Origin of the sequence: Sinorhizobium sp. FG01 (assembly GCF_002531875.1) — a bacterium.
GTDB lineage: Bacteria > Pseudomonadota > Alphaproteobacteria > Rhizobiales > Rhizobiaceae > Sinorhizobium > Sinorhizobium fredii_C.
In genome coordinates, this window is record NZ_NWTB01000010.1 from 248818 (window position 1) to 270620 (window position 21803).

12 protein-coding genes are annotated in these 21803 nt (G+C 63.9%); all 12 read left to right on the top strand.

Going from position 1 to position 21803, the window contains the following annotated elements:
* The first annotated feature begins 62 nt into the window (after positions 1 to 62).
* The 12 genes from CO656_RS18765 to CO656_RS18820 all read left to right on the top strand — a co-directional run bounded on the left by CO656_RS18765 (position 63) and on the right by CO656_RS18820 (position 21718).
* Positions 63 to 1097 carry an aldo/keto reductase gene (locus CO656_RS18765; RefSeq protein WP_037420310.1) on the top strand — a complete coding sequence of 345 codons (1035 nt, stop codon included), beginning with the start codon at positions 63 to 65 and terminating at the stop codon, positions 1095 to 1097.
* 126 nt (positions 1098 to 1223) lie between these two features.
* The gene (locus CO656_RS18770; RefSeq protein WP_097526697.1) at positions 1224 to 4550 is read left to right on the top strand and encodes a transglutaminase family protein; all 3327 of its coding nucleotides are present in this window, start codon (positions 1224 to 1226) and stop codon (positions 4548 to 4550) included.
* Positions 4551 to 6959, top strand: coding sequence for a circularly permuted type 2 ATP-grasp protein (locus CO656_RS18775; RefSeq protein ID WP_097526698.1), 2409 nt, complete (start codon positions 4551 to 4553; stop codon positions 6957 to 6959). It begins immediately after the preceding gene.
* A gap of 251 nt (positions 6960 to 7210) precedes the next feature.
* Positions 7211 to 8089, top strand: a complete 879-nt coding sequence (locus CO656_RS18780; RefSeq protein WP_037420317.1) for a transglutaminase family protein — start codon at positions 7211 to 7213, stop codon at positions 8087 to 8089.
* 183 nt (positions 8090 to 8272) lie between these two features.
* Positions 8273 to 9514 (top strand): VWA domain-containing protein, encoded by a 1242-nt coding sequence (locus CO656_RS18785; protein WP_037420319.1) that lies wholly within the window; start codon positions 8273 to 8275, stop codon positions 9512 to 9514.
* Positions 9515 to 9789: 275 nt separating this feature from the next.
* Complete coding sequence (locus CO656_RS18790) at positions 9790 to 12252, top strand: glycogen/starch/alpha-glucan phosphorylase (RefSeq protein WP_179864790.1); 2463 nt, start codon at positions 9790 to 9792, stop codon at positions 12250 to 12252.
* Positions 12249 to 14459, top strand: coding sequence for a 1,4-alpha-glucan branching protein GlgB (gene glgB / locus CO656_RS18795; RefSeq protein ID WP_097526700.1), 2211 nt, complete (start codon positions 12249 to 12251; stop codon positions 14457 to 14459). The genes CO656_RS18790 and glgB overlap by 4 nt, the downstream gene beginning before the upstream one ends.
* A 114-nt stretch (positions 14460 to 14573) precedes the next feature.
* Positions 14574 to 15836 (top strand): glucose-1-phosphate adenylyltransferase, encoded by a 1263-nt coding sequence (gene glgC / locus CO656_RS18800; RefSeq protein ID WP_037420325.1) that lies wholly within the window; start codon positions 14574 to 14576, stop codon positions 15834 to 15836.
* Between the two features lie 8 nt (positions 15837 to 15844).
* Entirely contained in the window at positions 15845 to 17287 is a 1443-nt protein-coding gene (gene glgA / locus CO656_RS18805) for a glycogen synthase GlgA (protein WP_097526701.1), read from the top strand.
* A 5-nt stretch (positions 17288 to 17292) separates the two neighbouring features.
* A complete protein-coding gene (locus CO656_RS18810; RefSeq protein WP_097526702.1) occupies positions 17293 to 18921 on the top strand; it encodes an alpha-D-glucose phosphate-specific phosphoglucomutase in 1629 nt (542 codons plus the stop codon).
* A gap of 266 nt (positions 18922 to 19187) precedes the next feature.
* Positions 19188 to 21152, top strand: coding sequence for a glycogen debranching protein GlgX (gene glgX / locus CO656_RS18815; protein ID WP_097526703.1), 1965 nt, complete (start codon positions 19188 to 19190; stop codon positions 21150 to 21152).
* A 77-nt stretch (positions 21153 to 21229) separates the two neighbouring features.
* On the top strand, positions 21230 to 21718 hold the full coding sequence (locus CO656_RS18820; RefSeq protein ID WP_097526704.1) for a MaoC family dehydratase: 489 nt from the start codon (positions 21230 to 21232) through the stop codon (positions 21716 to 21718).
* The last annotated feature ends 85 nt before the right edge of the window (positions 21719 to 21803 follow it).

Here is a 21803-nt window from a genome sequence, read left to right on the forward strand (position 1 = left end):
AAACGCCGTCCGCTCCATCTTTCTCCTCGCATGGGTGACATGAGCACTAAGGAGTTCTTGGAATGGAGTATCGACGGCTTGGTTCGTCCGGCCTGAAGGTGCCGGCGCTCAGCTTCGGGGCTGGCACGTTCGGCGGCAAGGGGCCGCTTTTCAGTGCCTGGGGCACCACGGCGGAAGCGGAGGCCCGCCGCTTGGTCGACATTTGCCTCGAGGCGGGCGTCAACCTCTTCGACACGGCGGATGTCTATTCCGATGGAGCTTCCGAGGAAATCCTCGGAGCGGCGATCAAGGGGCGGCGTGACGCCGTGCTCGTCTCGACGAAGATATCGCTGCCGACCGGCGACGGACCGAATGATGCCGGCTCGTCCCGCGCACGCCTCGTCAAAGGCGTCGACGCGGCGCTGAGACGGCTCGGCACCGATTACATCGACCTGATGCAATTGCACGCCTTCGATGCCGGCACCCCGGTCGAAGAAGTGTTGTCGACCCTCGACATGCTCGTGCGCTCCGGCAAGCTGCGCTATGTCGGCGTTTCCAATTTCTCCGGCTGGCAATTGATGAAGTCGCTCGCGGTTGCCGATCGCCACGGCTATCCACGCTACGTCGCCAATCAGGTCTACTACTCTCTCGTCGGGCGGGACTACGAATGGGAGCTGATGCCGCTCGGCCTCGACCAGGGTGTCGGCGCGCTTGTCTGGAGCCCGCTCGGCTGGGGCCGGCTGACCGGCAGGATCCGCCGCGGCGAGCCCTGGCCCGAAGGAAGCAGGCTGCACGACACCGCCGCTTTCGGGCCGCCGGTTGACGACGAAAAGCTGTACGACATCGTCCAGGTGCTAGATCAGATTTCGAAGGAAACCGGTCGAACGGTGCCGCAAATCGCGATCAATTGGCTGCTTCAGCGCCCGACCGTGTCGAGCGTCATCATCGGGGCGCGCAACGAGGAGCAACTCCGCCAGAACCTCGGCGCCGGCGGCTGGTCGCTGGCGGCCGAGCAGATCGCCCGCCTCGATGCGGCGAGCGCGACGACGGCGCCCTATCCTCACTTCCCCTACTACCGGCAGGAGGGCTTCGCGAGGATCAATCCACCGCCCGTCTGATACTGAATCGAGCACATTGACCGGCCCAGGCCAAGTCTCGGTTTCGGCTTGCTTTCTTTCTTTGCATTGCACAAAGTCGTCTCGAATGGCGGGCGACGGACCCGCCATCGAGGGGAAAAACGCTGCATGTCGATCAAGGCCAGTATCTATCATCTGACTCATTACAAATATGACCGGCCGGTAAGGCTCTCGCCGCAGATCATCAGGTTGAAACCGGCTGCCCATTCGAAGACGAAGGTCATCAGCCACTCGCTGAGGGTCTCGCCGGAGAACCATTTCGTCAATCTGCAGCAGGATCCCTACGGCAACTATCTCGCCCGTTATGTCTTTCCCGATCCGGTGACGGAACTGAAGATCGAAGTCGATCTCGTCGCCGACATGACCGTCTACAATCCCTTCGACTTCTTCGTCGAGGAGGAGGCCGAACGCTGGCCGTTTCAGTACCCTGAAGACCTCAGCGAGGACCTGAAGATCTACATGACGCCGGAACCGGCGGGCGAAAGGCTTTCCGTATTTCTCGCGGGCGTCGATCGCTCGCCCCAGCGCACCGTCGACATGGTCGTCGGCCTCAATGCGCGGCTGCAGAAGGAAATCGGCTACGTCATCCGAATGGAACCGGGCGTCCAGCCTCCGGAGGAGACGCTTGGGCTCGCCAGGGGCTCCTGCCGCGATTCGAGCTGGCTGCTCGTGCAGATCCTGCGCAATCTCGGCTTTGCCGCCCGTTTCGTCTCCGGTTATCTCATTCAGCTAACGCCCGACCTGAAGGCCCTCGACGGTCCCTCCGGCACCGAGCACGACTTTACCGACTTGCATGCCTGGGCCGAGGTCTATCTTCCCGGCGCCGGCTGGATCGGGCTCGATCCGACCTCCGGCCTCCTGACCGGCGAAAGTCACATTCCGCTGGCCGCCACACCGCACTATCGCAACGCCGCACCGATCTCCGGCGGCTTCTTCGGCGATGCTGACACGAGAACTGAGTTCGCCTTCGACATGAAGGTCGCGCGCGTCGCCGAGCATCCGCGCATCACCAAGCCCTTTTCCGACGAGAGCTGGGAGGCGCTCAACGCGCTCGGCAACGAGGTCGACCGGGTGCTCGCCGACAACGACGTGCGCCTGACCATGGGCGGCGAGCCGACCTTCGTGTCGATCGACGACTTCGAATCCGACGAATGGAACACCGCCGCCGTCGGCCCGACCAAGCGTGAAAAGGCCGACGCCCTCATTCGCCGCCTGCGCGAGCGCTTCGCGCCGGGCGGTTTCCTGCACTACGGGCAGGGCAAGTGGTATCCGGGCGAAAGCCTGCCGCGCTGGACCTTCTCGCTTTATTGGCGCCGGGACGGCCTGCCGATCTGGCAGCGGCCGGAGCTCATCGCCGAGGAACGCGGCAGGAATAATGTAACCGAGCGCGATGCCGAGCGCCTGCTGGTCGCGATCGCCGGCGAGCTCGACGTCGCCGCCGACATGGTCGTTCCGGCCTATGAGGATCCGGCAGAATGGATCGTCAAGGAAGCGAACCTGCCGGACAATGTCGATCCGTCCAACTCGAAGCTCAAGGACCCGGAGGAGCGCAGCCGTCTCGCCCGCGTCTTCGAGCGCGGCCTGACGACGCCGACCGGCTACGTGCTGCCGGTGCAGGCCTGGAATTCTCGGGCCTCTGGCCGGAAATGGACGAGCGAGAAGTGGACGACGCGGCGCGGCCGCATCTTTCTCATGCCGGGCGACAGCCCGGTCGGCTATCGCCTGCCGCTCGCCTCCCTTCCCCATATCTCCCCCTCGTCCTATCCCTATATCAACCCCGTCGACCCCACGGTTTCGCGCGGAGACTTGCCGGACTTCGCCGAAGAGAAGGGACGCGCCCAGCAGTCACGTTTCCAGCCCTTCGAAGAGCCGCAGACGCCGCTGCCCGCCTCGCGCGACGAGATCGGCGGCTCGGTGCGAACCGCCCTCAGCGTCGAGCCGCGCGACGGCCGGCTGAGTGTCTTCATGCCGCCGACCACGAGCATCGAGGAATATCTGGATCTGATCGCCTCGACCGAAAAGGCCGCCGCGGCGCTCGGCCTCAGCGTCCATATCGAAGGCTATCCGCCGCCGCAAGACGAGCGCATCAACGTCATCCGCGTGGCACCCGACCCGGGCGTGATCGAGGTCAATATCCACCCGGCTTCGAACTGGGGCGAATGCGTCGACATCACCACGACGATCTACGAGGAGGCGCGCCAGAGCCGGCTCGGTGCCGACAAGTTCATGATCGACGGCCGCCACACGGGAACCGGCGGCGGCAACCACGTGGTGGTGGGCGGCCGCAGCCCCAATGACAGTCCCTTCCTGCGCCGGCCTGATCTGCTGAAGAGCATCGTGCTGCACTGGCAGCGCCATCCCTCGCTCTCCTATCTCTTTTCCGGCCTGTTCATCGGGCCGACCAGCCAGGCGCCGCGCATCGACGAGGCCCGCCACGATTCGCTTTACGAGCTGGAGATCGCCCTGGCGCAGGTGCCCTCGCCCGGCGCAGGCCGCGTGCCGCCTCTCCCGTGGCTCGTCGACCGGTTGTTCCGCAATCTGCTCGTCGACGTCACCGGCAACACGCATCGCTCCGAGATCTGCATCGACAAACTGTTTTCGCCCGACGGTCCGACCGGCCGCCTCGGCCTGATCGAGTTCCGCGGCTTCGAGATGCCGCCCAATGCCCGCATGTCGCTCGCCCAGCAATTGCTGGTCCGCGCGCTCATCGCCCGTTTCTGGAAAAACCCTGTCGAAGGCAGCTTCGTTCGCTGGGGCACCGCGCTCCACGACCGCTTCATGCTGCCGCACCACGTCTGGCAGGATTTCCTCGACGTTCTCGCTGATTTGAAAGCGCACGGCTTCGACCTCCGGCCGGAATGGTTCGCGGCGCAGCTTGAATTCCGCTTCCCCTTCTGCGGCGAGGTGGAATACGAGGAGGCGAAGCTCGAAATCCGCCAGGCGCTCGAACCCTGGCACGTGATGGGCGAGCAGGGTGCAATCGGCGGCACGGTGCGCTATGTCGATTCCTCCGTCGAGCGCCTGCAGGTGAAGCTCGAAACCGGCAACCCCGATCGCTACACGGTGACCTGCAACGGCCGGCCGGTGCCGCTGTCGAAAACCGGTACGAACGGCGTCGCCGTCGCCGGCGTGCGCTACAAGGCCTGGCAACCGGCATCCGGCCTGCACCCTGTTTTGCCGGTGAACACTCCCCTTACATTCGACGTTTATGATACATGGTCGAATCGGGCGATCGGCGGCTGCGTCTACCATGTTGCGCATCCGGGCGGGCGTAACTATGAGACCTTTCCGGTCAACGGCAACGAGGCGGAGGCACGCCGGCTGGCGCGCTTCGAACCCTGGGGGCACACGACCGGCATGTATCGGCTGCGATCCGAGGCACCCTCGGCGGAGTTTCCCCTGACGCTCGACTTGAGGCGTCCGGCAGGAGTGTAAATGGCGAAGAAGCAGGCGGCAGAGGCAACAGGCGAGGGGCGGTTCGATGGCGACCCGGCGTTCGGCTATCGCGCCCTGCCGGGGGTCGCCGACGAAATGCTCGACCCGCAGGGTGATGTCCGGCCGGTCTGGCAGCGGCTGCTCGCCGCTCTTGGCCGCATGGACGAAACGGAGCTCGCCAACCGCTTCGCCCGTGCCGACCGCTATCTGCGCGACGCCGGCGTCTTCTATCGCGCCTACGGCAAGGAAAACACCGAACGAAGCTGGCCGCTTTCGCACATACCGGTGTTGATCGACGAAGCCGAATGGGCCGCCGTTTCGGAAGGCTTGATCCAGCGGGCCGAGCTTCTGGAGAAGGTCGTTGCAGATATCTATGGCGAGAACCGCCTGGTGGGCGAAGGTCTGCTGCCGCCGGCGCTCGTCGGCTCCAATCCGCAGTTCCTGCGCCCGCTGGTCGGCGTAAAGCCGGCAGACGGACATTTCCTGCACTTCTGTTCTTTCGAGATCGGCCGGGGGCCTGACGGCACCTGGTGGGTTCTTGCCGATCGGACGGAGGCGCCGTCCGGCGCAGGCTTCGCGCTTGAAAACCGCGTGGCGACGACGCGCGCCTTTTCCAACCTCTACGCCGAAACCCACGTCCGTCGCCTGGCGAGCTTCTTCGGGGCCTTCCGCGACACTCTTCAGGCGCAAAAGCTGCATCCGGACGACCGCATCGCCGTGCTCTCGCCCGGCATCGCCAACGAAACCTATTTCGAGCATGCCTATATCGCCCGCTATCTCGGCTTCATGCTGCTCGAAGGCGAGGACCTGACGGTCGTCGGCGGCCGGGTGATGGTGCGCACCGTCGCCGGCCTGAAGCCGATCGGCGTGCTCTGGCGCCGCCTCGACGCCTCCTTTGCCGATCCGCTCGAACTCAATCAATCCTCCCATATCGGCACGCCCGGCATCGTCGAAGCGCTACGCGGCGGTTCCGTCTCGATCGTCAACGCGATCGGCTCCGGCATTCTCGAGACGCGCGCCTTCCTCGCCTTCATGCCGACGCTCTGCCGCCACCTGCTTGGAGAAGAGCAGAAGCTGCCGTCGATCGCCACCTGGTGGTGCGGCCAGGAACAGGAGCGTCAGCACGTCGCGAGCAATATCGAGGGCATGGTCATTGGCCCGGCCTATTCGACGCGGCCGTTCTTCGACGACAACGGGCAATCGGTGCTCGGTGCGGCGCTGCGCGAAACCACCAAGACTTCGGCCGCCGAATGGCTGGCGGCAGGCGGGGGCAAGCTGGTCGGGCAGGAGGTGGTGACGCTGTCGACGACGCCGGCTTGGGTGCGCGGCCGGCTGACGCCGCGGCCGATGAGCTTGCGCGTCTTTGCAGCGCGCACCCGCGACGGCTGGCAGATCATGCCCGGCGGCTTCGCCCGCATCGGCTCCGGTGACGACGTGGCGGCGATCGCCATGCAGGCGGGCGGCACCGCCGCCGATGTCTGGATCGTCAGCGAAAAGCCGGTCGAGCGCACTACGCTGCTGCCGGCCGAGGAGAGCTTCACCCGCAACCTGCCGGGCAGCCTGCCGAGCCGCGCGGCGGACAATCTCTTCTGGCTCGGCCGCTATATCGAGCGGGCGGAGGGTGCGCTCCGGATCCTGCGCGCCTGGCACGCCCGTTTCGCCGAGGCGGCGGATCCGAACATGCCGCTCCTGAAGGATGTCAGCAGCTATCTCGCGGCCCTCGATATCAGCACGCGCCAGCCGGTGCCTGCCAGCCTGCTCGCCAATATCGACAGCGCCCTATTCAGCGCCGGCAACATTCGCGACAGGTTCTCTCCCGACGGCTGGCTCGCGCTGAACGACCTGTCGAAGACGGCGCGCAAGTTCCACGCGACCGTTCAGGCCGGCGACGACGCGACCCATGCGATGACCATCCTCCTGCGCAAGCTGGCGGGCTTTGCCGGTCTCGTCCACGAAAACATGTATCGCTTTACCGGCTGGCGCTTCCTGTCGATCGGGCGCTATCTCGAGCGCGGCCTGCACATGACGCGGCTGCTCGGCCATATGTCCGGACCGGAGGCTCCGGACGGCGCCTATGACATGCTGCTCGAGATCGGCGACAGCGTCATGACCCATCGCCGCCGCTACAACGTCAACACGGCCGCCCTGACGGTCACCGACCTGCTGGCGCTCGATCCGCTCAACCCACGCTCGGTGCTCTTCCAATTGAACGAGATCAAGACGGAGGTAGAGCTGCTGCCGAATGCCTTCGTCAACGGCCAGATGTCGCCCTTCTACCGGGAGACGATGCGGCTTCACTCCGGCCTTGCGGTGATGACGCCCGAGGCAATGACCGAGGCGGTCTACAGGCGGCTGGAGCAGGATCTGGAAAGACTTTCCGACCTGCTCGCCCAAACCTACCTCGGCTAGAATGGTATAAGGCGGCATGGCGGCTAACGAAGCATGCGAATACCCCTCCCCAGCCCGTCCCCACAAGGGGGAGAGGAACTCTTTGCCGCACCCTCCCCTCCTCGCCGTCAGCCTCTGTGCTCGACGCAAGTCTGGAATGACAGGCGATCGCCGCGGGCGCCTAGCCCCTCCCCCTTGTAGGGAGGGGTTGGGCAGGGGTTTCAGCCACGAACCGAGACCGCATCGCGATCGAACCAAGGGCGTCACTTCGCATGCTCTATGACATCAACCTGAAGATCACCTACGGCTACGAAGTTCCGGTGAGCGGCGGTCGCCATCTGGTGCGGGTGTTGCCCGCCTCGATTCCCGGCCGCCAGCGCCTCATAGCGGGCTCCGTCACATTCCAGCCCACCCCCGGCGAGCGATCGGAGAGCGTCGACTTTTTCGCCAACGCCACCACCTCCATCCTGTTCCGCTCCATGCACGAGCACCTGGTCATTCGCATGCAGGCGCGCGTGCAGGCCGAGGCGACGGCGCTCACCGCCGATTTCTCGCCGCCTCTCGCCGGCCTGCCCCTGCAACTCGCCTCCTGCTGGTCGGTCGATGCCGAGTCGCCGCACCATTTCATCGGCCCGAGCCCGCTGCTGCCGGAAGCGTCGGAAATCGCCGCCTATGCGCGCGAGATCGCCGCGGAGAACATGACGGTTCGCCAGATCGGCATCGCCATCTGCGAGCGCATCCACCGCGATTTCGCCTATGATGCCGAAGCGACGACGGTGACGACGACGCCGGCCGAAGCCTTCAAGCTGAAGCGCGGCGTCTGCCAGGACTTCACCCATGTGATGATCGTGGCGCTGCGCAGCCTAGGCATTCCCGCCGGCTATGTCAGCGGATTCCTCAGGACCCTGCCGCCCCCTGGCAAGGAGCGGCTGGAAGGAGCGGACGCCATGCATGCCTGGGTCCGCTTCTGGTGCGGCACAACCGGTGGCTGGATGGAGCTCGACCCGACCAACAATATTCCGGCAGGCACCGACCATATCGTCGTCGGCCACGGGCGCGACTATGGCGACGTGGCGCCGGTCATCGGTGTCCTGAAAAGCTACGGCAGCCATACCACCGAACAGGCCGTCGACGTCATTCCGGTGGAATGACCGAAACTGGCACGCTTCGTGCCGTTTTCACACAGATAAAGGCAAATCCACGCTTGCCGGCGCCCCACAGAAAGCATGGGCTTTGCGGCGGTTCGTTAAGATTGCAGCGATTGCTTGAACGGGACGGTAACGCATCATCCACTAGTGTCATAGGCGACAGGCTATAACGTGTGGGGGTGCAGCATGGGAAGACGGTCCACTATCGGCCAATCCTTCATGAAGATGCTGAAGGATCGGGGCGGCAATTTCGGCATGATGACGGCGGTCGCTGCGCCGCTGCTTCTCGCGGCCGGCGGCGTGTCCATCGACATGGCCAATATGCTGATGACGAAGAACCAGCTGCAGGACGCGACCGATGCGGCCGCTCTTGCGGCGGCGTCTGCGCTCGTCTCCGAGGAACAGCCGAGTATCGCAGAAGCCAAGGAACTCGCCCGCAAATTCCTGAAAACCCAGGGGGGCGGCACCACGACGCCGGATACTCCGGCCGTCAGCGGCGATGGAACTCCGACCGGCACTCAATCGTCGCCTCCAACATGGGACGACGTCAACACGCTCGAGGTGAACATCACCGAGACGCCGAACGGCACGAAGGGAAAAATCTTCCAGGTGACCGTCGTCAACAAGCGAGTCATCGAATTCAACGCCATGACGCGGCTGCTCGGGACGGATTCGGTCGAGCTCGAAGCGAGTTCCACGGCGGAAAGCGCGACCGAGAGCAAGAACGCGCTGTCGATGTATCTGGTTCTCGACCGATCCGGCTCGATGGCATGGAAGACGAACACCATCAACACGACAAAAAAGAGCTGCCCCAACTATACCGAAGCGACCTGGAGCAAGTACCCTTACCTGAAGGCGACCAGCCCGTGCTACGTCACCAAGATCGACGCCCTGAAGACTGCGGTGAGCGACCTGCTGGCGCAATTGCTGGTCGCCGATCCGGATCAGATCTACGTTCGTACCGCTGCGGTCTCCTATAACTCCGTACAGGATGCCGCCGGAACACTCGCCTGGGGTACGAGCGGCGCCGCAAGCTATGTCAATGCGCTCGTCGCAACCGGGGGCACGGCCTCGGCCGGCGCTTTCAAGACCGCCTACCAAAAGGTCATTGCCGAGACGGAAAACACGACACACGCCGCCAAGAATGGCCAGGTGCCGTCGAAATACCTCGTCTTCATGACCGACGGCGAGAACAACTACGCCAATGACGACACGGTCACCAAGCAATGGTGCGACACCGCCAAGGCCAACAAAGTCGAGATCTATAGCGTCGCATTCATGGCGCCGCAGCGCGGCCAGGAACTGCTGAGATATTGCGCCTCGTCCGCCTCGCATTATTTCGAGGCCGAGGAAGTCACCGACCTCGTCGCGGCCTTCCAGGCGATCGGCGAGCGCGCCGCAGCAGTGGTTTCCCGCCTCACGAAGTGAGCGACACCGGCGGGCAGGCTGCTTTGGTCGGACCGGAGCCCGAAATCGCCGCTGTCCCCCCTCCCCATGCCGTTCGGCCTTTGCCGGATGGCATTTTTCGTGCTGCGAACCTATTGAAATAGAAGCCTAAGTACATCCGTACCCGGCGTCGAAACGATCTAATCCATTTAAAAACAGCTGTTGCAAGCGCTTCGGATCGATGCATAAATGCCCTGTTCCCGGCCGCTTCGGCCTGCGGTTTCCTGAAATGCAACAAGGGTTTGACAGTTCTCATGATGAATCGGCTCTCCACCAACGAACTGCCGCAGCCGGCCCTGAGATCCTCCGAACCCGGCCAGCTCGCCGTCGAGATTCTGGAGCGCCTGAAATACCGCATCGGCAAGGATCCGAAGGTCGCCAAGCCGCACGACTGGCTGACCGCCGCCATTCTGGTGGCCCGCGACCGGATCACCGACAAGTGGATGGAGTCGACGCGCAAGACCTATGCCACCGGGGCGAAGCGGGTCTACTACCTTTCCCTCGAATTCCTCATCGGTCGCCTGATGCGCGACGCGATGACCAATATCGGTCTGATGGACGAGATGCGTGACGCGCTCGCCTCGCTCGGCGTCGATATCGATGTGGTCGCGCAGCTCGAGCCCGACGCCGCGCTCGGCAATGGCGGCCTCGGGCGCCTTGCGGCCTGCTTCATGGAATCTATGGCGACGGTCGACGTCCCCGCCTATGGCTACGGCATCCGCTACATGCACGGCCTATTCCGCCAGCAGATGGCCGATGGCTGGCAGGTCGAACTGCCAGAAACCTGGCTGGCGCATGGCAATCCCTGGGAATTCGAACGGCGCGAGAGCTCCTACGAGATCGGCTACGGCGGGAGCGTCGAAACGGTCAATATCGACGAGGAAGTTCAGCGCTACGTCTGGAAGCCGGCGGAACGGGTGATCGCCACCGCCTTCGACACGCCGGCGGTCGGCTGGCGGGCGAAGCGCGTCAACACGCTGCGGCTCTGGGCCGCACAGCCGATCGACCCGATCCTGCTCGACGCCTTCAATGCCGGCGACCATATCGGTGCGCTGCGCGAGAGCAACAAGGCGGAGTCGCTGACCCGCGTGCTCTATCCGGCCGATGCAACGCCCGCCGGCCAGGAATTGCGCCTCCGGCAGGAATATTTCTTCTCCTCCGCCTCGCTGCAGGACATTCTGCGCCGGCATCTGCAGCAATATCCGGACTTCACGTCGTTGCCGGATGCGGTTGCCATACAGCTCAACGATACCCATCCGGCCGTATCCGTGGCGGAACTGGTGCGGCTCTTGACCGACGTCCACGGGCTTGGCTTCGAAGAGGCGTGGGACATCACCCGGCGGACTTTCGCCTATACCAACCACACGCTGCTGCCGGAGGCGCTCGAAAGCTGGCCGGTGCCGCTCTTCGAGCGGCTGCTGCCGCGCCACATGCAGATCGTCTACGCCATCAATGCGAAGGTCCTCATCGAGGCGCGCCGGCAGAAGCATGCGGCCGACGAGGAGATCCGCTCGATCTCGCTGATCGACGAAACGGGCGAGCGACGGGTACGGATGGGCAATCTCGCCTTTGTCGGCTCGCACTCCATCAACGGCGTCTCGGCACTGCATACAGAGCTGATGAAGGAAACGGTGTTTGCCAACCTGCACCGCCTTTATCCGGACCGCATCAACAACAAGACCAACGGCATCACGCCGCGCCGCTGGTTGATGCAGTGCAATCCCGGCCTTTTCGCGCTGATCCGCGAAGCGATCGGCGACGAGTTCATGGACAATACCGAAGCCCTGCAGGCGCTCGACGCCTTCGCCGACAAGGCGGATTTCCAGGAGCACTTCGCCGCCGTCAAGCGTGCCAACAAGGTTCGGCTGGCGAAGCTGGTCCAGGGAACCCTCGGCATCAGGCTCGACCCTTCGGCGATGTTCGACATCCAGATCAAGCGCATCCATGAGTATAAGCGGCAATTGCTCAACGTCATCGAGGCCGTGGCGCTCTACGATCAGATCCGCTCGCATCCGGAACTCGATTGGGTGCCGCGCGTCAAGCTGTTCGCCGGTAAGGCGGCGCCGAGCTACCACCACGCCAAGCTGATCATCAAGCTCGCCAACGATGTCGCCCGCGTCATCAACAACGACCCGGCAGTGCGCGGTCTCCTGAAGATCGTCTTCGTCCCCAACTACAACGTCTCACTTGCCGAGGTGATGGTTCCGGCCGCCGATCTCTCCGAGCAGATCTCGACCGCCGGCATGGAGGCGTCCGGCACCGGCAACATGAAATTCGGCCTCAATGGCGCGCTCACCATCGGTACGCTCGACGGCGCCAATGTGGAGATGCGCGACTGGGTCGGCGAGGAGAACATCAAGATCTTCGGCATGACCGCCGATGAAGTGGCGAAGGCAAGGGCCGAGGGGCACAACCCGCGGGCCATCATCGAGGGGTCGCGCGAGCTGTCGCAGGCGCTCGCGGCAATCGCCTCCGGCGTCTTCTCGCCGGACGACCGCAACCGGTTCGCCGGCCTCGTCGACGGTCTCTACAACCATGACTGGTTCATGGTCGCCGCCGATTTCGAAGCCTACGCAAAGGCGCAGCGCGAAGTCGACCAGCTCTGGACGACCCCGTCCGACTGGTATTCGAAGACGATCCGCAACACGGCGCGCATGGGCTGGTTTTCATCCGACCGCACGATCCGGCAATATGCCGGTGAGATCTGGAGAGCTGGATGACCTCACCGCCCGGCAAGGACGAAACGCCAGCTGCGTCAGGCTTCCTGCCGGCGCAGGAGATCGAGGCAATACTTTCCGGCACCCACAGCGACCCCTTTGCCGTTCTCGGCGTGCATGCATCCGGCAAAAGCTATGTGGCACGATGCTTCATCCCCGGCGCAGAAACGGTGGTCGCGGAGACACTCTCCGGCAGCGAAATCGGAGCACTTCACCGGCGAGACGGTGCCGGCTTCTTCGAAGGTCCCGTCTCGCTCCGCAAGGAGCAGCCGGTCCGCTACCGCGCCCGCAACAAGGGCGGCGAATGGATCGTCGTCGATCCATACAGTTTCGGTCCCGTCCTCGGACCGATGGACGACTATTACATCCGCGAAGGCTCGCACCTCAGGCTCTTCGACAGGATGGGGGCCCATCCGATCTCACATGACGGCGCCGAAGGCTTCCACTTCGCCGTCTGGGCACCGAATGCCCGGCGCGTGTCGGTCGTCGGCAGCTTCAACGAGTGGGACGGGCGCCGGCACGTCATGCGGCTGCGGACCGATACCGGCATCTGGGAGATCTTCATCCCCGGCGTGCCGATCGGCGCCCCTTACAAATACGAGATCCTCGGCAAGGACGGCACGCTGCTGCCGCTAAAGGCGGATCCTTTCGCCCGGCGCTCGGAACTGCGCCCTGATACCGCATCGGTAACGGCAGCCGAGATCGTCCAGGTCTGGGAGGACGAGGCGCATCGGCAGCACTGGGAAGAGGTCGATCCGCGCCGCCAGCCGATTGCGATCTATGAGGTCCATGCCAGTTCGTGGCAGCGCCGCGACAATGGCGATATGCTCACCTGGGACGAACTGGCAGAGCGGCTCATCCCCTATTGCACCGACATGGGTTTCACCCATATCGAATTCCTGCCGATCTCCGAGTTTCCCTACGACCCGTCCTGGGGTTACCAGACCACCGGGCTTTTTTCACCGACCGCCCGCTTCGGCGAGCCGGAGGGCTTTGCCCGTTTCGTCAATGGCTGCCACAAGGTCGGCATCGGTGTCATCCTCGACTGGGTGCCGGCACATTTTCCGACCGACGAGCATGGCCTGCGCTGGTTCGACGGCACGGCGCTCTACGAGCACGAGGATCCGCGCCAGGGCTTCCACCCCGACTGGAACACGGCGATCTACAATTTCGGCCGCGAGGAGGTCGCCGCCTATCTCGTCAACAACGCCCTCTACTGGGCCGAGAAGTTCCATGTCGACGGCCTGCGCGTCGATGCGGTCGCCTCGATGCTCTATCTCGACTATTCGCGCAAGCATGGCGAATGGGTGCCGAACGAGTATGGCGGCAATGAAAATCTCGAGGCGGTCCGCTTTCTGCAGACGATGAACTCCCGTCTCTACGGCATTCATCAGGGCGTGATGACGATCGCCGAGGAGTCGACCTCCTGGCCGAAAGTCTCCCATCCTGTCCACACCGGCGGGCTCGGCTTCGGCTTCAAGTGGAACATGGGCTTCATGCACGACACGCTTCAATATCTGTCGCGCGAGCCGGTGCACCGCAAGTTCCACCACAACGACATGACCTTCGGGCTGCTCTACGCCTTCAGCGAGAATTTCGTCCTGCCGCTGTCGCATGACGAGGTCGTGCACGGCAAGGGATCGCTGATCGCCAAGATGGCCGGCGACGATTGGCAGAAGTTCGCCAATCTCAGGGCCTATTACGGTTTCATGTGGGGCTATCCGGGCAAGAAGCTGCTGTTCATGGGGCAGGAATTCGCGCAATGGCGCGAATGGTCGGAAGAGCGCCAGCTCGACTGGAACCTGCTTGAATACCACCTGCACGAAGGCATGCGGCGGCTGGTCCGCGACTTGAACGGCACCTATCGTGCGAAGCCGGCGCTGCATGCGCGCGACTGCGAGGGCGAGGGTTTCGAGTGGCTGATTGCCGACGACCGGGGCAATTCGGTCTTCGCCTGGCTGAGAAAAGCACCGGGCGAGAAGCTGGTCGCCGTCGTCACCAATTTCACCCCCGTCTATCGCGAGGGCTATGACGTGCCGCTGCCGGTGGCAGGACGCTGGAAGGAAATCCTCAACACCGACGCAGAGATCTACGGAGGAAGCGGCAAGGGCAACGGTGGCGCCGTTCTCGCGGAAAAGAAATCGAACGGAAGGACGATGGCCACCATCACGCTGCCGCCCTTGGCGACGCTGATGCTGGAGCAGGATTGAGGAATGGGTCTCGTCGGCACCGCCGGCGGACGGATAGAAAGAAATCATGGGGCCCGCGAGGCGTCGCAGAATGCCGCCGGGCGGTCCTCGAAGAACTGATCTTGGGGAGGACAAATGGTGGAAAAGCGTACTCAACCCCTGGCCCGTGATGCCATGGCCTATGTTCTCGCCGGCGGCCGCGGCAGCCGACTGAAGGAACTAACCGACCGGCGCGCCAAGCCTGCCGTTTATTTCGGCGGCAAGGCGCGCATCATCGATTTCGCGCTTTCCAACGCGCTGAATTCCGGTATCCGCCGCATCGGCGTGGCGACGCAGTACAAGGCCCACTCGCTGATCCGGCACCTGCAGCGCGGCTGGAACTTCTTCCGCCCCGAGCGCAACGAGAGCTTCGACATCCTGCCGGCCAGCCAGCGCGTCTCGGAGACGCAATGGTATGAAGGCACCGCCGACGCGGTCTTCCAGAACATCGACATCATCGAGGATCACGGCGTCGAGTACATGGTCATCCTCGCCGGCGACCACATCTACAAGATGGACTACGAGTTGATGCTGCAGCAGCACGTCGATTCCGGCGCCGATGTGACGATCGGCTGCCTCGAAGTGCCGCGCATGGAGGCGACAGGTTTCGGCGTCATGCATGTGGATGACAAGGACCGGATCATCGCCTTCGTCGAGAAGCCGGCCGATCCGCCCGGCATTCCGGGCAACCCGGAGATGGCGCTCGCCTCCATGGGCATCTACGTCTTCCACACCAAGTTCCTGATGGACATGCTGCGCCGCGACGCGGCCGATCCCAAATCGAGCCGCGACTTCGGCAAGGACATCATTCCCTATATCGTCGAGCACGGGAAAGCCGTGGCGCACCGCTTCACCCATTCCTGCGTCCGCTCGGACTTCGAACGCGAGGCCTATTGGCGCGACGTCGGCACCATCGACGCCTATTGGCAGGCGAACATCGACCTCACCCATATCACGCCGGAGCTCGACATCTACGACAGCACCTGGCCGATCTGGACCTTCTCCGAGATCAAGCCGCCGGCGAAATTCGTCCATGACGACGACAATCGCCGCGGTTCGGCGACCTCGTCCCTCGTCTCGGGCGATTGCATCATCTCCGGCGCAACGCTCAACAAGAGCCTGTTGTTCACCGGCGTCCGCATCAATTCATACTCCCGACTCGAAAATGCCGTAGTTCTCCCCGACGTGACGGTCGGGCGGCATTCGATCCTGCGCAATGTCGTCATCGACAGCCGGGTGGTCATCCCGGAAGGGTTGATCGTCGGCGATGATCCGGAGCTCGACGCCAAGCGCTTCCGCCGGACCGAGAACGGCGTCTGCCTGATCACCCAAACGATGATCGACAAGCTGGGAATGTAGGCCGCCGTATGAACATCCTGTCCGTTGCGTCCGAGGTCTACCCGCTGGTCAAGACCGGGGGGCTCGCCGATGTCGTCGGCGCGCTTCCCGCGGCGCTTCTTCCCCATGGCATCCGCACCCGCACCCTCGTGCCCGGCTACCCCGCCGTCCTTCACAAGCTCAAGAAGAAAAAGAAGGTCGGCGGCATCGACAATCTATTCGGCCATCCGGCGACCGTGCTTGCGGCCGAGTTCGACGGACTGGACCTGCTCGTCCTTGATCAACCGGCGCTCTACGATCGCGACGGCGGGCCCTATCTCGATCCGACCGGGCGCGACTATCCGGACAATTTCCGCCGTTTCGCGGCCCTGTCGCTCGCAGCCGCCGAAATCGCCGGCGACGGCGTCGTTTCCGGCTGGAAGCCCGATATCGTCCATGTTCACGACTGGCAGGCGGCGCTGACGCCGGTCTATATGCGCTTCGGCTCGGCCTGGAACATGCCGACCGTGCTGACGATCCACAACATCGCCTTCCAGGGACAGTTCGGCCCTTCGGTGTTCGCCGAGCTCTCTCTGCCGCCCGAGGCGTTCTCGGTGCAACTCGTCGAATATTACGGCGATGTCGGGTTTCTGAAAGGCGGCCTGCAGACGGCGACGGCGATCACCACGGTCAGTCCTTCTTATGCGCACGAAATCCTGACGCCGGAATTCGGCATGGGGATGGAAGGGCTTCTGGCAAGCCGCGCGCTCGATCTGACCGGGATCGTCAACGGCATCGACGTCGACACCTGGAATCCCGAGACGGATCCGCACATTGTCCGCAACTACGGTCCGACGGCGATCAAGCAGCGAGCAGTCAACCGCAAGGCTCTGGAAGAGCGTTTCGGCCTGGATGATAGCCGCGGCCCGATCTTTTGCGTCATCAGCCGGCTCACTTGGCAGAAGGGCATGGACCTCCTGGCCGAAGTGGCCGACGATATCGTCACGCTCGGCGGCAAGCTTATCGTGCTCGGCTCAGGCGACAGCGCGCTCGAGGGGGCGCTCTTGGCGGCTGCCTCGCGCCATCGCGGCCGCATCGGCATGGTCACCGGCTATGACGAGCCGCTGTCGCACCTCATGCAGGCGGGCTCTGACGCGATCCTCATTCCCTCGCGCTTCGAGCCCTGCGGCCTGACGCAGCTCTACGGTCTGCGCTATGGTTGCGTGCCGATCGTCGCCCGCACCGGCGGCCTCACCGACACGGTGATCGACGCCAACGAGGCGGCGCTGTCGGCGAGAGTCGCAACCGGCTTCCAGTTCCGCCCGGTCACCGCCGACGGCCTGCGTCTTGCGATCCGGCGCGCGATGCATGCATACAACGAGCCGAAAGTGTGGGCGCGCCTGCAGCACCAGGGCATGAAGTCCGACGTTTCCTGGGCCAAGAGTGCGGAACGCTACGCTTCGCTCTACTCCGGTCTTCTCGCGAAAGGCTAAGACAGATGATAAAAACCGTCTCCACCAACCCCTATGGCGACCAGAAGCCCGGCACATCGGGCCTCAGGAAGAAGGTTCCGGTCTTCCAGCAGAAGAACTACGCCGAGAACTTCATCCAGTCGATTTTCGATTCGCTCGAAGGCTTCGCGGGAGAAACGCTGGTGATCGGCGGCGACGGCCGCTACTACAACCGCGAAGTCATCCAGAAGGCGATCAAGATGGCGGCGGCGAACGGCTTTGGGCGGGTGCTCGTCGGCCGCGGCGGCATCCTGTCGACGCCGGCCGCCTCGAATGTCATCCGCAAATACAAGGCCTTCGGCGGCATCGTGCTGTCGGCAAGCCACAATCCCGGCGGCCCGACCGAGGATTTCGGCATCAAGTACAATGTCGGCAATGGCGGTCCCGCACCAGAAAAGGTGACGGATGCGATCTTCGCCCGCACCAAGGTGATCGACAGCTACAGGATCGCCGACGTCGGCGACGTCAATCTCGATGTCGAGGGGTCGCAGCAGGTCGAGGACATGACCGTGACGGTCATCGATCCGGTCGCCGACTATGCCGAGCTTATGGAGAGCCTGTTCGACTTCGCGGCGATCCGCAAGTTGATTTCCGGCGGCTTCCGCGTCGTCTTCGACGCGATGAGCGCCGTCACCGGACCCTATGCCAAGGAGATCATCGAGAAACGGCTGGGCGCACCGAAGGGCTCAGTGATGAACTTCATCCCCCTGCCCGACTTCGGCGGCCATCACCCGGACCCGAATCTCGTCCACGCCCGCGCGCTCTACGAGACGATGATGGCACCCGACGCGCCCGATTTCGGCGCCGCCTCCGACGGCGACGGCGACCGCAACCTGATCGTCGGCAAGGGCATTTTCGTCACCCCTTCCGACAGCCTTGCGATCCTGGCCGCCAATGCACATCTGGCGCCGGGCTACGCCAAGGGCCTTGCCGGCATCGCCCGCTCCATGCCGACGAGCGGTGCTGCCGACCGCGTCGCCGAAAAGCTCGGCATCGGCCTTTACGAGACGCCGACCGGCTGGAAATTCTTCGGCAACCTGCTCGACGAGGGCCTGGCGACGATCTGCGGCGAGGAAAGCGCCGGCACCGGGTCCAACCACGTGCGCGAAAAGGACGGGCTGTGGGCGGTGCTGCTGTGGCTCAACATCCTGGCGGTCCGCAAGGAAAGCGCGCTCGACATTGTCCGCCAGCACTGGTCGACCTATGGCCGCAACTATTACTCGCGCCACGACTACGAGGGCGTCGATTCCGACGCCGCAAACGGCCTGATCGCCGCGCTCCGCGACAAGCTCGCCGGCCTGCCGGGCACGAACTTCGGCGCGCTGACGGTCGTCGCCGCCGATGATTTCTCCTATAACGACCCGGTCGACAAGTCGGAGAGCAAGAACCAGGGGATCCGCATCCTCTTCAAGGGCGGATCGCGCGTCGTCTTCCGGCTTTCCGGCACCGGCACCTCCGGCGCGACGCTGCGCGTTTATATCGAGCGCTTCGAGCCCGACCCGGCGCGCCACGACCTCGACACCCAGGAAGCGCTGGCCGACCTGATCGCCGTCGCCGACGAGATCGCCGAGATCAAGTCGCGCACCGGCCGTGAGGAGCCGAGCGTTATCACCTGAGGAACAGTGCGGCGAGGATCGCGACCCGCGGCCCTTCTCTCTACTGCCCTCAACCCCCTCTGCCCTGCCGGGCATCTCCCCCAGAAGGGGGGAGATCGACTCGCGGCAAGCCCATCGCTCCCGCAGGAAAACCGGCAGCCCGAGTCCGGCGACGGGGCACCGGCCGAGCCACATCCAATCTCCCCCTTGTGGGGGAGATGCCCGGCAGGGCAGAGGGGGTGGACGGAATACAGAATTCAGTTGTGAATCAAAAAGGACGTGCCGTCATGCCGACGACCGGAATTCCACCCCTCGGCGTGATGCACACGCCTGGCGGGACACGTTTTGCCGTCTGGTCGCACAATGCCGCCCGTATCGAGCTCTGCCTGTTCGACAAGCAGGGCGAAAAGGAATTGCGCCGTCTGCCGATGGCGCGCGATGGCGATGTGCACAGCATCACTCTTGCCGACGTGCCGCCTGGCAGTCGCTATGGCCTACGCGCCGAGGGCGTCTACTCACCCGATCACGGATTGTGGTTCGATCCATCGAAGCTGCTGGTCGATCCCTATGCTATTGAACTCGACCGCCCCTTTCTCCACGATCCGCGCCTGACCGTCTTCGGCGAGGAGACCGCCGACCTCGTGCCGAAAGCGATCGTGACCGACGTCAAGGCACTCAACCCGAATCCGCCATTGTTCCAGCCTGGCGGGCTGATCTACGAGGTCGCGGTCAAGCCGTTCACTATCCTTCATCCGGAGATTTCGGAAAAGAAGCGCGGCACGCTGGCCGCCCTCGCCGAGCCGGTCGTCATCGAGCACCTGCACCGCCTCGGCGTCTCCGCCGTCGAACTGATGCCGATCGTCGCCTGGATCGACGAGCGGCACCTGCCGCCGCTCGGGCTTCACAACGGCTGGGGCTACAACCCGATCGCGCCGATGGCGCTCGATCCGCGCCTGGTTCCAGGCGGCGTCAAGGAACTGCGCAAAACCGTCGAAGCCCTGCACAAGGCCGGCATCGGCGTCATCCTCGATCTCGTCTTCAACCATTCTGGCGAAAGCGACCGCTACGGCGCCACGCTTTCGATGCGCGGGCTCGACAATCTTACCTATTATCGCCATGTCATCGACCAGCCGGGAGAACTTATTAACGACACCGGCTGCGGCAATACCATCGCTTGCGACCACCCGATGGTTCAAAGGCTGATCCTCGATAGCCTGCGTCACTTCGTTCTTGCCGCCGGCGTCGACGGATTCCGCTTCGACCTTGCCTCGATCCTCGGCCGGGATATGAGCGGTTTTCATCGCGACGCAGCACTCTTCTCGGCAATAGCAGCCGATCCCCTGCTGTCGGACCGCGTACTCGTCGCCGAGCCCTGGGACACCGGTCCCGGCGGCTATCAGCTCGGCAATTTCCCTGAAGGCTTCCTCGAATGGAACGATCGGGCGCGCGACGATATCCGCCGCTATTGGCGCGGCGACCGGCATGCTGTGGGCGCGCTCGCCACAGCGCTTGCCGGCTCCTCCGACACGTTTTCGCGCTGGGGCGAGACGAGAACACGCACCGTCAATTTCATCGCCGCCCATGACGGCTTCACGCTTTGCGACCTCGTCTCCTACGCGCGCAAGCACAACGAGGCGAATGGCGAAAGCAATCGCGACGGGCACAACGAGAACTACGCCTGGAACAACGGTGCCGAAGGCCCGACCGACGATCCGGAGGTCGTGACGGCCCGGCGGAGCGATGCCATGGCGCTCCTCGGCAGCCTCTTCGCCTCGCGCGGAACGATCATGCTGGCGGCAGGCGACGAAGGCAGCCGCAGCCAGCACGGCAACAACAACGCCTATGCGCAGGACAACGCGATCACTTGGCTCGACTGGGAAAAGCTCGACCAAAAACTCGTCGACCACACGGCCGCGCTCTCCGCCATGCGCCGCCGCTTCGGCATCTTCGCCGAGACGTCATTCTTCACCGGACAAGGCGACGTCGCCTGGCTTCGCCTCGACGGTCACCCGATGACGGTCGAGGATTGGGAACATCCGGCAACCGACAACCTGGCCATGGTTTTGGCGACCGAGGATCGGCAGCAGCAGCGCTCGACCCGGCTCGCCGTCGTCATCAACCGCAGCCATGCGCCCCATCCCTTCAGCCCGCCCACCAGCCTCGTCGGCGAATGGCGCGATGCCCTCTCGGGTGCTAGGCTGCCGGCCTTCGCTCCGGCGCGCTCGGTCAGCTTCTTCGTCGAGGTTTTCTAAAGTTTTACCGCCACTTGCTAGAAATTGCCCGGCCGGCCTATAGATCGATAGGGAGGCCGCTGGTTCAGGACAAACAAATGCCGCAAGACATTTCACTTTCCGACGTCAAGAATCTGATCGGCAAAGAAATCGGCGTGTCCGACTGGATCACCGTTTCCCAAAAGACAATCGACAATTTTGCCGAAGCGACGGGCGACTTCCAGTTCATTCACATCGATCCCGAGCGCGCGGCCGCCGAGACGCCCTTCGGCGGCACGATCGCGCACGGCTTCCTGTCGCTCTCGCTGCTCTCGGCGATGAACTACAATTGCCTGCCGAAGATCCGCGAGCAGACGATGGGCATCAACTACGGCTTCGACAAGGTGCGCTTCATGGCGCCGGTCAAGAGCGGCGCGCGGGTGCGCGGCCGCTTCAGCATGGCCGACGCCCGCTTCCGCGGCGCCGGCATGCTGATGATCACCTATGACGCGACCGTGGAAATCGAGGGCGAGCGCAAGCCGGCGCTGACGGCGGTGTGGCAGACGATCATCCAATTCGACCCGAAGGACCGGCCGGCGGATGTCTGACGAGCCAACTTTATGCGCCAATGACGAGGAACGCCGAAAGTTGCCCCTCTCCTCGGGTTTAACCCGGGGACTAGCCCTCTGCCCG

Bases quoted from the DNA above. Each gene is read 5' to 3' on its own strand.
- CO656_RS18770 (WP_097526697.1), top strand. From the start codon at position 1,224: ATGTCGATCAAGGCCAGTATCTATCATCTGACTCATTACAAATATGAC.
- glgB (WP_097526700.1), top strand. From the start codon at position 12,249: ATGACCTCACCGCCCGGCAAGGACGAAACGCCAGCTGCGTCAGGCTTC.
- glgX (WP_097526703.1), top strand. From the start codon at position 19,188: ATGCCGACGACCGGAATTCCACCCCTCGGCGTGATGCACACGCCTGGC.
- glgA (WP_097526701.1), top strand. From the start codon at position 15,845: ATGAACATCCTGTCCGTTGCGTCCGAGGTCTACCCGCTGGTCAAGACC.
- CO656_RS18780 (WP_037420317.1), top strand. From the start codon at position 7,211: ATGCTCTATGACATCAACCTGAAGATCACCTACGGCTACGAAGTTCCG.
- CO656_RS18785 (WP_037420319.1), top strand. From the start codon at position 8,273: ATGGGAAGACGGTCCACTATCGGCCAATCCTTCATGAAGATGCTGAAG.
- glgC (WP_037420325.1), top strand. From the start codon at position 14,574: ATGGTGGAAAAGCGTACTCAACCCCTGGCCCGTGATGCCATGGCCTAT.
- CO656_RS18820 (WP_097526704.1), top strand. From the start codon at position 21,230: ATGCCGCAAGACATTTCACTTTCCGACGTCAAGAATCTGATCGGCAAA.
- CO656_RS18775 (WP_097526698.1), top strand. From the start codon at position 4,551: ATGGCGAAGAAGCAGGCGGCAGAGGCAACAGGCGAGGGGCGGTTCGAT.
- CO656_RS18765 (WP_037420310.1), top strand. From the start codon at position 63: ATGGAGTATCGACGGCTTGGTTCGTCCGGCCTGAAGGTGCCGGCGCTC.
- CO656_RS18810 (WP_097526702.1), top strand. From the start codon at position 17,293: ATGATAAAAACCGTCTCCACCAACCCCTATGGCGACCAGAAGCCCGGC.
- CO656_RS18790 (WP_179864790.1), top strand. From the start codon at position 9,790: ATGAATCGGCTCTCCACCAACGAACTGCCGCAGCCGGCCCTGAGATCC.